This is a genomic window from Paenibacillus sp. Negev47, assembly GCF_058313655.1.
Genome location: NZ_CM177754.1, coordinates 1,194,161 through 1,207,606, shown reverse-complemented (window position 1 = coordinate 1,207,606; position 13,446 = coordinate 1,194,161). Strand labels below are relative to the sequence as shown.

Annotated in this window: 6 protein-coding genes; all 6 read right to left on the bottom strand. The window is 49.6% G+C overall.

Annotated features, from left to right (window positions below; all coding sequences use genetic code 11):
- Positions 1-9: 9 nt before the first annotated feature.
- The 6 genes from AC4G47_RS05595 to AC4G47_RS05570 all read right to left on the bottom strand — a co-directional run bounded on the left by AC4G47_RS05595 (position 10) and on the right by AC4G47_RS05570 (position 13,407).
- The gene (locus AC4G47_RS05595) at positions 10-4,875 is read right to left on the bottom strand and encodes an RHS repeat-associated core domain-containing protein (RefSeq protein WP_491105185.1); all 4,866 of its coding nucleotides are present in this window, start codon (positions 4,873-4,875) and stop codon (positions 10-12) included.
- 107 nt (positions 4,876-4,982) lie between these two features.
- A complete protein-coding gene (locus AC4G47_RS05590) occupies positions 4,983-5,201 on the bottom strand; it encodes an RHS repeat domain-containing protein (RefSeq protein WP_491105184.1) in 219 nt (72 codons plus the stop codon).
- Between the two features lie 204 nt (positions 5,202-5,405).
- Positions 5,406-7,571, bottom strand: coding sequence for a glycoside hydrolase family 88/105 protein (locus AC4G47_RS05585; RefSeq protein ID WP_491105183.1), 2,166 nt, complete (start codon positions 7,569-7,571; stop codon positions 5,406-5,408).
- 57 nt (positions 7,572-7,628) lie between these two features.
- Positions 7,629-8,450, bottom strand: coding sequence for a polysaccharide deacetylase family protein (locus AC4G47_RS05580; RefSeq protein ID WP_491105182.1), 822 nt, complete (start codon positions 8,448-8,450; stop codon positions 7,629-7,631).
- Between the two features lie 31 nt (positions 8,451-8,481).
- A complete protein-coding gene (locus tag AC4G47_RS05575) occupies positions 8,482-10,098 on the bottom strand; it encodes a glycoside hydrolase family 43 protein (RefSeq protein ID WP_491105181.1) in 1,617 nt (538 codons plus the stop codon).
- A 12-nt stretch (positions 10,099-10,110) separates the two neighbouring features.
- The gene (locus AC4G47_RS05570) at positions 10,111-13,407 is read right to left on the bottom strand and encodes a glycosyl hydrolase (protein WP_491105180.1); all 3,297 of its coding nucleotides are present in this window, start codon (positions 13,405-13,407) and stop codon (positions 10,111-10,113) included.
- Positions 13,408-13,446 lie beyond the last annotated feature (39 nt).

The following is a 13,446-nucleotide window of genomic DNA, read 5'->3' as shown; positions in this document are numbered from 1 at the left end:
GCACTCCTCTCACGGATAGATTATGTTCCCCTCGATTGTCCAAATTTCAACCTTGCCAGGAATTGTTTTGTTAGAGTATGTTCCAGTAGCTCGCTTAATAATCTCCTTTGCTTGGTCGACAGTTAATCCTGCGGCCCTAGCGTCAATTATCACTGTTTCTGCTCCTTGTTTCAATCCTTTTTGTATCCTTGTTATGCCAGTGTTAATGTTAGCATTTTCTAATGTCTTAAGTTCTGTTTTAACTCCATTCACTTTAAAATCAGGTGTTTTAACTTTTGAATATGGATCTTTCGGAATAATTTCAACATTTTTGCCTTTGCTAATCAAATCATTTACAACTTTCTTTTCTGCATTGGTTAAACCATTCAAGGAACCACTAACCTTACCGGAAGTTGACGGCTTACTACCAGAGGAACCTCCTCTACTTCCGCCCCCACCGAAACTTCCTCCAGATGATCTACCTGCGCCAGCACTGGCACTTCCACTCCCTGCCCCCAACCCCTCTAAAGAGTTCTTTGCCGGTCTTTTGGACTCTCCGCTGGAGTCGACATAGATCAATGGATTGTTTTCCACATACGTATACAGGTTCAAACTCAATGGATTCGTGAGTTCCCCTTCCACCGTATCCTCGTTGATAAAACGAGCCGTGGACGGATCGTACCAGCGAGCTCTTAGATACTGTAGTCCCGTCACTTCATCCCAATACTCTCCGGCATAGCGCAGGACGTTCGGGACGGTCTCCTCTGTCCTTTCCGGATTGCCCCAGATGTCGTACGTGTATCGGTTCAATACGTTACCTGATGCATCCCGGATTTCCGTTACATCCCCGTGTCCGTTCGTCACATAGGACTGGAGTTGACTTTCTCCGACCATCTGTCGGGCGGTCAGTTTTCCGGGGGCATCGTGTACATAGCCTACTGTGATTTGCACCGTTCCCGTGCTGCTTACCGTGCCTTCGGCCACCAGTAGTCCACGGTCATCATAATAGTACCGAGTCGTTTGACCTCCCGTGCTTCGTTCAGTCATCAGCCCGTCACCATTGTAACGGTATCTCACCGTCTGGTCTTTTACCGTGGCACCTGTCAGTTGGTTGCGGGCATCATAGGTATAGGATGCTGCGACGGGCGGGCTCCACTCCCTGTCACTCTCCAGACTGCTCCGGTTATCCCGTACATCGTAGGTATAGGTTTCCTGATACTGGCTGGACGTTTGGATTCGGTTCAGCTTGTCATATGTGAATTGGTAGGCTGTTCCTTGATCCGTTTTGCTCGTGATGTTCCGGTTGTTATCATAAGCATAGCTGTAACTCGGACCGTTTGTACCATTAAACGTATGCGTGAGCCCGTTCAGGTTTAGGCCATCGTAGGTGTAGGTTTCTTTCCATTCGGACCCTGCACTTTGTTGTGCCAGACTATTGTTGGCACGGTAGGTGTAGGCGAAGCTGCCGAGCGTCGTTCCACTCCCATTGGTTAAGTTCAGCGATGCTGGAAGTACAGAAGCTCCCTTGTACGTCATGCCCAGGTTGAGCGTGTAACTGCCTTGCTGGAAGGTCTGACGAGTACGTGCACCTCGGGCATCGTAACCCAGCGTTAATGTAGCCCCATCCGGGTAGGTGATGCTCTCCAGCTCACCAACGGGTGTATAGGCATATTGGGTGCTCCCAGTAGGATCGCCCATACTGGTTCTCCGGCCCATAGCATCATAGGTGTATGAGATCGTGCCATCACTGGCCCGGTTTTCCAGCAGGAAGTTGCGGCTGTTGTATACGTAGGTGCGTTCCTGCCCTTTGCGATCCAGCACTTTTGTCACATTGTCATTCGCATCATACGTATATGTCGTGACTTGTCCCAGGGGATCAGTCTGGACGAGTAAACGTCCAATCTCATCATAACGTTTCTGGACGGTTTTTCCGTCTGCATAGGTTACTTTGGTTAGGTCACCACCGAGATTGTACGTATAACTTGTCTTTTTATTCTCGGCATCGGTCACCGAGGTGAGACGAGACAAGGCATCATAGCTATTCGAGGTTAGGTTGCCGTTTCCGTCGGTGACGGAGATGACGTTGCCCACGCTGTCATACGTGTAGGTGGCCAAAACCACGTTGCCGCTGGCCTTGAGTTCTTCCTTTTTGGTCACTTGGCCCATGACATTGTAGGTCTCCCGAATACGGTTGTTTTCCCCATCGGTGATCGTCAGGGTACGCGCCGCATCATCATATGCCATTTGGGTGGTGGACGTTCCATCCTGCTGGCGAAGGACCCGGTTGAACGCATCATAGCTGTAGGTGATTGTTTGTCCTGTCGCATCCGTCTGAGCGGTCATTCGATCATACGCATCATACGTATACGTCTTGCTGCCCCGCACATTCGTTTCACTGGACAACCTGCCTAACGGGTCAAAACGGTATACCGTTTGGCTCAGATCAGGTGTCGTTACCGTCAACGTATTATTCACGTCATCATAGGCCAGAGTAGTAATACTTCCGTCCGGATTCTTCTCGGAAATAACACGCCCAAGCTTGTCATAGGTCGTCGTTGTTATATTCTGATTACCGTCCGTATAGCTGTTCATCTCTCCGGTGGCGTTATACCCTGCTTGAAGGATGACCGCGGAACTCTTCCCTGCTGCATCCGTTACATTGACTTCCTGCCGGGTAGGCCGCATGGACTTGTAACCAAACTGCTGACGAACGATGGTATCTGCCGTCTCTCCCTTCAGTTGGAGCACAATCGGGTTTCCGTATCCATCATATTGATAATTGGTCTGACCGAGAAGATTGCCTTGACTGTCCCGTATGACTGACTGTGTTAATGATCCGGTAACCGAATCATAGCTGTAACTGGTGGTTGCCTGTTGGCTACTACCGCCCGTTTCCGTGCTTTGGGTAAGGGCTATCACTGGTGACAAGTCGTATCCGCTGAAAAACTTCATCTCATATGTGGGCTTGATCGTTGCACCCAGTGGATTCGTCTGGGCAATCACCTGCCCCCAATTGTTGTACTGCAGGGTCGTGACCGCTGCACTGGAAGCTCCACCTGTATCATACGAACGTTCTTCAATCCGGGTCGGAACATTGCGATAAGCAGCCTCATTGTAAGAATAGGCTGTAACCCGCCGCTGATTCCCTTGAATTGCCCCGTTACTGATTTGCGTATTATAGACCACATCCGGTTTGTTATGTGCAACAAATTGTTTCTTGAAACTGTACTCGGTTCGGGTTAGCCCATCCTCTACCGTGGTCGTAAAGGTATTGTTTTGTCCGTAAACTGCACCAATATCGCCGCTATAACTCACATTGATTTGGTTGGATACTTCCTGTCCTGCTGTGCTGTAGTACACTCTGCGCTGACCATATCGAGGCTGGGTCTCCGCGCCAGTCGGTCCCAGTTTTCGCAGTACGGTTCCACCAAAAGTATATTGCGTCATCGCTTTAGTCGGATGCTCAATGGAGGCCAAAACGAGCCAGTCATTCCATCCCCAATAGACCTGCTGATTTTCTCCCGTGTAATCCTTATAGAAATCAATCAGGTTGAAAAGTAAGCCATTCCATCGAAGATACCCATACTTCGTTACTCTTCCTTCTGTATCAATGACGTGATCGAGTAAGCGCTGAGTACGATTGTTGCTCGTCACATTTCGTGTTTTATAGGTGACCACCCGATCATTAAAGGAAGCTTTGACCTCATTCGCGCTGTATGAAAAATCCATCGTCTGCACTGGCTGTCCCTTGCCAGCCCGAGTCATAACAAAACTCAGAACGGTGCCGTAATTTACGTTGGTGGTGTAATAAAATTCAATGGTGTTATTATACTGATTACGAATTTGCAGAATGTTGCCCGCCTGATCAAAATATTGAACAATACCGGTATTGTAATCTTTTAAAACATAGTGAGCTTTTTCTCCTGAAACATAGAGATCGGAGTGCACAAGCCCAAAGTCCAGATTCTCCCATGGATATCCCGCTAACCCGCCTCTTTCAGAATCGGCAAATGTACCGACTCCCGGGATATGAACATACGTCCCACCGCCTTCATGTTTCACATAAGGCAGATCCCAGGTCCAGCCTTTACCAATTGGAAATTTTTGTTCCTCTGTTGTCGATTCAGTTATATTTCTAAAATCGGGATTTACTCTCGCATCAATCCGGTCTTTTCCCATTGAACTGTCATACTTGCGTCGCAAGGTAAAATCAAGACCATTCGATCCGGGCATGACCAGATCCACCACACTTATATTTAGCGAGCCATCACTCGTGGAGATACTATCATTCACTGATCCAACTCCATAAGGGGCCTTATCAAACTTGATCGATTGACGCTGTAAGGCGATGTCATCATAACCGTTGGCAGCGAGAGCGAATGAATGAGGCGATGAATACACCTCGTCTGTCACAGAAGAGGACACATATTCATCGTTGTATGTAGCCTCTGTCACCGAAGGCTCATCCACCCGTCCCAATGAACCAGGTTCATTTTCAAAGGTAATCGATTCAGGACTAGCCGTAAATGACTGATTTAAGGCGTCTGGATATCTCTCTTGTATGTATGCCTCATATGAACCCCCTTGTTCCTGAGTAAGCAACGCCTGATAGATTTCATTTAACGCGTAGCCCTTTCCCAGTTCAAAAATGACCCAATCCCGTTCCACTTGAAAACGCTCAGATACGGTCGTAATGGTGATAAGATCATTCGAATCCACAGCGCCTCCCAACGCTGGGTTCATTGAATCATCGCCGTATACATCTTCTGTCACACTCACGGTATAGGGTGTGTCATAGGATGGAGAAGCTGCGGCACGTTGTATCCCCAGTTCTGGCGGGAATAACATGGATGCCAAAAAAGTGATAATGAGCAGAATGGATAGCCTTCTTTTCATATGATCAATCTCTCCTCGTATGGAATTGTACTTCCAGGTTGGACGAACGCGAACCATTCTTGCGTAATTTCCCCTACGATAATTTAAAGTTTCAAGCTTCCCTATCGCTAAGATGCACGCTGAACGATTTTTAATAGATTTCCGTTGGTATCATACTGATATGTATATACCTTTCCATTGGCGGTCGTCACAGATATTAATCGATTGTTGGCATCATATACATAGGTCGTTTTGCCTGCCGCCTCTACGGACGAAGCCATGCATAATATCCCTAGACCTAGTACACATGCTCCAGTCCACCTTTTCCATTTCCCTTTGTTTTGCAATTCAATTCCTCCTCATTACAGAATAATTGGATCTTCCCCATTATAATAAAATCATTTTGTAACTTTCTATCAAAATATGTCGTTTGATCCAAAATATCCATAATAATTGTGGCAATAGAACAAAAAGAAGACGATTTAGGCCACCTTATTGCCTAAATCGTCTTCTTTTACTTCAAAGGACTTCATCAAGCCTTCTGCTTCGAATTAATTATGCACTTCACATTTATGCCTCTGACGGAGCTGCTGATTCATCTTATGTGCTTCAATGCCAGCCAAGAGCACAATGCCGATCCCATGGGTATCGTTCAGATTCCACCCCAGATCATCGCGATAATACAAGGCGGTAAACGAGTACCCGGAACCGCGACATACCCCGTATATATTGCCTTTATAGTCAATCGACAAGCGCGTCATGCCTTCCCATCCTTTACGTACGGCCTCCAGATAAGGCTCCGGTTGTTCCAGCCACCCTTCCCGAATTCCACGGGCATAGGCGTAGATGAACATCGATGTACAGGAGGTCTCTTCATACGAATCCGGGCGGTTTAACACCTGATGCCAAAGTCCATTTTCCCCTTGCAGCGCCAGATAACCCTGACTTAAATCACGGTAGAAAGTTAGCAGTTCCGGCCGTTTCACATGATCACGCGGCAGGATGGATAACAGTTCGGTTAAGGAGAAGAGCACCCAGCCGTTCCCGCGTCCCCACGGAATGCCTGTCGCGCGCCCACGCACAAAATCATACACATGGGACATGATCTGTTGTTCGGGAAGGTAGAGATACTTACGGAACATCAGGAACTGATTGACCGCATCGTCCCAGTACGTTGCATCTTCTGTCAACTGACCATAACGCATAAGAAAAGGCGTACTCATATATAAGTCATCACACCACATCGTCTCCTGACGCATCTCCCCACTGCCTCGTACCCGGTAAAAGGCTCCATCCTCCAGACGTTCCTGCTCATCCGTAATATAGTCTGCAATCCGATCCGCGGTATCTCTTCCCCCACGAATATCGCCGAATTCCATCGCAGCAAGCAACGTAGATCCGAACGAACCGCAATCATCCAGACTGTCGATGGCAGACAGCTGATTATTGATTCCTGCCGCACCGTACCCTTCCCGATCCCATAGACCATAGCGATCAAATGAAGTACTCAGTTCAATATGTTCCCGCACGTACTGAATGTAATCGTCTCGTCCCAATTCCTGTCCCGTCTGGAGCAGTCCAAGCAGGGTGACGCCGAGCGGATAATTCCACTTTCCGTAATGTGTGTTCTCCAGATAGGGACGAACATGCGTATCGGGAAGATCTACTCGCCAATACACACCTTGTGCGCCATCATCAAATACGGTATCTGTTCGCACGATGTCGGCGTGGGATGGCTCAGCTCCGGGAGCAAACACACCTGTGTACAGCCAGGGGTCAGAGCATCCCGCAACCGGATGAGGAGCTTTCAGTCTCCAGCCTGTGGAACCCGAACGCTCTGCATCTGCCAATGTGAATCCCCAGGAGCCACCAGGTGCTCGAACTTCACCTTTTGCGACCAAATCCGAGGAACCGTAGCGGCGTGGGAGCTCAACATGGAAGTCATTGCTACTTCCAGCAGAGTATATTTCTGTGCCATCCACATACAAGGTCAACGCACCATCATGACGGCCTTTTAAAATAACTGGCGTTGATCCTGGCAAGGTTACATCCAGTTTGGACCATGCGTAGGCCACAGCCGGCTGTTCTGTACCAAAGATTCGGGCAAAAGAACCTATGCTCCGCTCCTCGTCTGTCCACGCCTTGCGTGGATACCAGGAAAGGCCCGTTTCTTCTTCCGTCATGCCGTCACGAGGAAGAGATAATACAGGTTCATCGACGGGTTCCGAATATAACCAGCCCTCCTGTCCTTGACGATCTGTCCCAGGTGTGAGGAAGTGCAGCGGGAAATTTTTGAAAGAGGCTGTTCCGTAAATACCGCCGAATCCCACTTCTGTTTTGACAAAACACAGCAACACATCATTCCAGCCATAGTTCACGGAAATCGGAATCTGGGTTCTTCGCTCGGGAAATAATTCCTGCAACAACTCAGACTTGAATACCTCTTCGCCGTTCACATGGATCGTCACCGGACTATAACAGTTCAGGCCCGTACTTAACGTTGCATTCTGCTCGCTCCATAACTTGCCCCATACATACACGTACTGCCCTGCATGCGCCTCTACGCATTTTTCATTCAGATTCAGGTCATAGCGATAATCGCCAAGTCTACGAAAACCTCCCTGATGATAGGCTCTGAACAAAAATGAATGTTTCGGATGATCGCCAATATAACGCTGAGCCACCGTTGTCAATATATCCGGAATTGAATCGTACACCTTGCCCGCAATCGCCTCGTTCTCATGAAAATAACGAATGATCGTCAGCTCCCTTCCTTATACCTTGATTCGTTCGCTTAGCCGTAATGTCTCTCCGCCCTGCACTTCAACAACCTGCTGATCTGCCGTTAACCAAACCGGAATGGCAGACGGATTATGGATGATGGAGCGATCGGCCGAACACTCCAGTCGTTGCACCGCTTTCCAATAGGCGATCACTTCGATGTTCGTGGCATACCAGATGTCGTCCCTACCGCCAATCTGCTGACCAAACTGCTCAATAATCTCCCAGTTGTTATTGTCATTGAACTCATAACTGTGACCCCAGACGTACAGCAATAGGGGTGTACCTGTTTTGGAATGTTGGATAAAACGTTCGGCATGTGCCGCCAGATCATGGTTATGATGACAGGTCGGATGCCATTCAAGGGGGCGGTCTGGCAACGTGTATCTGCCATGTGATTCAACGGTACGGGCATAATCGATGCCGAGCCACTCCAGCTTCGTACTTAACGCACGGTCATAACCTCCGTTGGGATAGGCCATACCTCGTACCGGATAACCGACAAGCTTCTCCAGCGCTTTTCGGTCCTCAATAATCTCTTCGGTCAATAGTTCATTCGGAACATAAGGCAGCGTAGGGTGAGTAACGGTGTGAACAGCTACTTCATGTCCGGCGTACAGTTCCGCGACTTCCCCCGGCTCGATGCGCCCTGGATTGCCCAAGGTACCAGAGTTCAGATTAAATGTTCCCCGCAGTCCATACCGATTACAGATATCCACCAGTCTGCGATCATGCACCACTCCATCATCATAGCTGAGCGTTAACGCTTTCATCACGCCACCTGGATAGCGGTCAAACTGAATACGATGTCCCATCTTGTTCCTCCTCTGCTTCTTTTCCTGCTCCCTATTTCTGAATTTCCTTCACGTTAAAATAGCGAAAAACACCCTGACCTCCACGATTCGCGAACCGTGTGTTTACGGCATAGATGCCCATCTTCGCGCCTACCCAGAGTGCTGTTGTGGCGTTAAACGGTGTACCGATCGGCTGAAACTCCGCTCCGTCCTCACTCCAGCTAAACTGGCACAAAGCAGGTTCTGTCAGAGTAAGCCGAAGATGAATGGTCCAGCCGGTTGCCTGAGAACCCTGGCCCTCCCAGTTTAATCCCGTTTCCTCCCATTCTTCTGCATGCAGATGGCTGTCTGCGCGTTTGGCTCCGCGAATCAAGGATAACCGAATGGTTCCGTCTTCTGTCTGTAACAGGCACAGGCTTGCATACGAATCACCAAACATAATGAGACCTGACTGGTCCCCTTCCTGTCCAGGCAGGAACATGAGCCGGGTTGTCGCTTCAAATTCAGAGGCAGGCAGCTTCTGCAAGAGAAGATGAGGTGTACCAAACAAAGACTGAACACCCTCCGGATATGGATGAGCAGGCAATACGATCCCTCTTTCTGTACCTGCCTCAGCCCAATCAGGACGGGAGTTCGCCTGCCATTGCCACTGCAGCCCCAGACGATCAGCCTGAAAATTATCGGATACCTCAGGTACAGTGATCGGATAGGAGGCTCCTACATCTGGTTTGATGTGCACATCCACTGGTTCACCCGTTCCATTTCCTTCGCGGTCAATTCCAATGACAGGCCAGCCGTCTTCCATCCACGTCATCGGCTGTAGATGAACAATGCGGCCATATGCATCCCGATCCTGAAAATGAATAAACCAGGACTGCCCCGATTCCAGCTCCACATATCCTCCCTGATGAGGCCCATTCACAGAGGAAGATCCCTGATGCATCACAATCCGGTCCTCATATGGCCCAAATACCTGTTGAGAGCGCAAAACGGTCTGCCACCCCGGCTTCACACCACCAGCCGGAGCAAAGATATAATAATACCCATCGCGCTTGTAGAACTTGGGCCCTTCAATGGTCGGATGATGTTCGGTCCCATCAAAGACGATCATGCCTTCGTCCAGAAGCTTCCTGCCATTCGTAGCCATCCGGCACACTTTGATTTTGCTCTTGATTCCACTGCGACTATGGGCAAAAGCATGTACAAGGTATGCTTGCCCGTCCTCATCCCATAAAGGACAAGGGTCGATCCAGCCCTTCACTTCATGAACCAGATGCAGCGGCGACCACTCGCCTTCAGGGTGATCCGCTGTGGTCATGAAGATGCCCTCATCCGGTGTGCTGAAGAAAATCCAGTACTTCCCGTCATGATACCGAATGCTGGGTGCCCATACGCCTTTGCCATGAAGAGGCACATCATATCCTGGCAGATCCAGCCGTTCAATGGCATATCTTACAAGCTTCCAGTTCACCAGGTCTTTCGAATGTAAAATCGGTAGCCCCGGAGTATGGGAGAAACTGGAGGCCGTCATATAAAAGTCATCTCCTACACGAATCACATCCGGGTCCGAATAATCCGCATGCAGAATCGGATTGCGGTATGTACCGTCACCCTGATCTGCGACCCAGACCGAGCCCAGTCTTTGTTGGTCAAATTGGGTTGTATTCATACTTCCACTCCTTCATCTGAATTCTTCAGCAGGCACATGACCTGCATCCTGCAATCGATGATGTTCCGAATCAAAATAAGTGCCTTCCAACAGGCCAATCAACGTGTTGGTAACACGCACTTCAATGTCGTTGTCTCCCGGACGCAACCATGAGATATCCCCCTTCCAGCAATACGGAGACCAGCATCGTACACCAAGACTGTGTCCGTTCACCCGCACTTCCACCACATCCTGCACACGCCAATCGCTAAATTCCAGTTCGAAGATGGTGGCTTCTTCTGGTTCATCCAGCCAGAACGTGCGTTTATAACTCATTTCCCCGGCAAAATAGGGATACAGCGGCTGAGGTTCAGGTCCGATGCGAAGGGCCGTGTCCGACTCCCGCACGAGCGAAGCCATGCCTCCATGATGGAACTCCACGCCGAATCTTCCCTGTAGATACAAGGGATCCACGATGCCATCCTCATCTTTCGTTACCTCAACAATCACTGTCATTTCATTGAGACCACTGCGCAGCAACGCCGTGATATCACAAGCGATGTTATTGTGGTCGGTTATTTCGATTGGATTGAATTGTTCCTTCCCAAGCGGTTGACCATTAATCTCCATGGACCAAGTTCCCGAGATCGCCGCTCTGTCCATGAATAACAGACATGCAGGCAATGCCGTTCTCAGCTCGAATGTGGTCGTATATCGGCATTCGATGGGATAGGCTAAGGATACTTTCTTCGGTGTGCCAAATACCTGATTAAACTGGACTGGCAGATGCTGCTGCTCCGATAATTCTGCCGCCTGATCAATAAATGGTTTCACAGCTACATGCCGGCTTTCCAGAATTACACCGTTAGCATTGGAAGCCTGAAGATGGAATTGTCCCATTCGCAAGATGTTAGGCTGTACCGTTTCGAGTCGCCATGGCCCTTCCGCAGGAATTCTGATCTTACTGGCTTGTTGCACTCCTGTTGTTAATACCTCTGCCCCCGCAGCTTGTAAAGTAAGACGAACAGCATGCGCTTCATAAGGCGCCAGCGTTAGTGAAATGCACCATTCCCCGCCACTGCTCGTATACGGTAATGCCTTAAGCTGCCCTGTCTCCAGATCGAGTCGTTCTGCCACGAGACAAGTGTTCTCTGTGAGCTCCGTCCCATCCCACAGCTGTCTGGCGACCAGCTTTAATTGGCCCTTCAGATCCTGACCCTCCTGATTGGTCAAAAAAACCATATGCTCCCCATCGGACAATTGACGGGTGTGCATCAGCAGGGATGCACTTTCTTCCTCCATGATCCAGCAGATGGGTTCCGGCAATACCTGATCGAGCAGGAGAGAGATTAGCTCCAGCGAAAAGTCATCTCCCTGCCCCGTTCCTGCGGGTAGAAAATAGGCATTCCCCTCACCCTGATGCCACATGATTTCACGGTTATCATGATCTGTTATCCCGCCACGGCCCCAGTACACCTCTTGCGGCTGCTCGCCCGCACCAAAGAACTGGGCAGCTTCATCTCCCTCCGGACTTCCCGGCTGGATCGCAATATGCGGAGGCATACCAACAGAAATGACGGTCCCTCCCTGCTGAACGAATCTCTTCACCTGTTCCCATGCCGCGGCCTCCAGATTCAGCATCGGTGGCAGGATCAACACCTCATAACGCGCTATACCGATCTGAATGATGCCATCTGTCAAGTCAGCTTCAGCCAACAATTCGGGATCAAGGTGATCATAATCCCGCCTGTTTTCGAGCAGATGTGTCGTGATCCTCATCCAGTCCTTCGTCAGACGATCCAGTTGTACCCGTTCTGCTTCGTCTTCGCCGCTATACTCAAATCCATGCAGCGGATTACCCATCAGACTCCAGAATGTCGTCGTTGGGTCAAGCACAGCAATACGAATGTCTGCTGCTCCGGTGCTCATGAGATAGCTCAAACGTCCGGTGTAATCCCCCAACTGCCGGAAATACTTCCAGTAGGGATTCTGCAAAAATTGAGATGGTGGTGCATCGTGCTTCGCAAGCCCGCCAATCGTATAGAAAAAGGCGTGAAAGTTATAAAAATTGGTGCCCATGGCGGCCATTCGATCAATCATCCACTTGGCATCCTGCAGTGTCATGGACCAGCCTACACTGTGAAAACATTCAATCAGATTGCGGCTTCGTCCAAGCTGCCGGGCAAGCGAACTGACCATCTTGGGATTGTCACGCATCTTTTGGCCGTATCGTTCCAGAATCCACGATAAGGACCGTCCGATTTTCTCATGTGCCGAATCACCACCTGGCATATGGCTGAACAACTGGGTCGTCATCCGTACGCCAGGCACTTCAGCCGCATATTGGATTCCTGCTTCTTCACACCAATCATGCACCTGTTTGTGATAGGACTCCCTGAGAAGCAGGTGGAGTGACTGGTAATAGTCATACCGAATTCGATGCGCGTCCGGAACATCACCATATAGCAGGGCCGGTAGCGAATCGATCAGACTATAACCACAACGCTCACTGAAATAACGGGGAAGCTGTGGTGACCAGGGGATACGGCCCAGCGGTGCGATCTCATCTGAGAACATGCCTTTGATTACGCTTTCAAATTGTTCTCCAACCGCTGACTTATAACGCTCATGTGTCAGTTCAATAAATCGACTCATCGCTTCCTTGTGGCAAGGATCAACGAAGTTGCCGTAATATTTGAAATCATCCATCTCCTTTTCCTGAAAAACAACAAGCTCCCAATCACCCGCGGGAACATCCCACAATAGACGGAACGCTGTTCGGTAGGTGAAAAACCGCTTGCGATTATACGAGGTGAGTCCGGTCTCCTGATAGACCTGATCAGTCTGGATATTCCCAATTTTGCTGCGCAGATCGATGGACTTATGCCATACCCGTTTGCCCTGTGCATCCTTGGGAACCGCCTTGGCAACTAATACTCGTCCCCATGGCAACTCCAGATCCACAGCTTCTCCGCCCTGAACCACCAGCTGATGATGCACGAGCTGTCGCTGCTTCGCTTCAGGAAAATCAAGGGTCACTTCTCCGCCAGCCATCCCGCTTGGATATGGATATTCGTCATATAACCATACCTGCATGCCATGGTCGGCTGCTGCCTGCACTGCAACCCGCACCTTATCGAACCATGCTTCAGAGAGATAGGGAATCTGTAGTCCCTGACGCGGACAGATGAAGAATCCGCCTACACCTTGCGTGGCCATCTCAGCCACCTGCCGCTTAATCTGCTCTTCTTCCATATCCCCGTTCCAGAACCAAAAGGGATGGACCCTGTACTGCGCCTCGGGATTTTCAAATGCATCCCTGTTCCACATGTTGCCTTCCTCCCTGCATGTTCAAGAGTGGTCGTTAAT

What these genes read in the sequence shown, in the direction of transcription:
- AC4G47_RS05570 (WP_491105180.1), bottom strand. Translation starts at nt 13,407, where the DNA reads ATGTGGAACAGGGATGCATTTGAAAATCCCGAGGCGCAGTACAGGGTC.
- AC4G47_RS05580 (WP_491105182.1), bottom strand. Translation starts at nt 8,450, where the DNA reads ATGGGACATCGTATTCAGTTTGACCGCTATCCAGGTGGCGTGATGAAA.
- AC4G47_RS05575 (WP_491105181.1), bottom strand. Translation starts at nt 10,098, where the DNA reads ATGAATACAACCCAATTTGACCAACAAAGACTGGGCTCGGTCTGGGTC.
- AC4G47_RS05595 (WP_491105185.1), bottom strand. Translation starts at nt 4,875, where the DNA reads ATGAAAAGAAGGCTATCCATTCTGCTCATTATCACTTTTTTGGCATCC.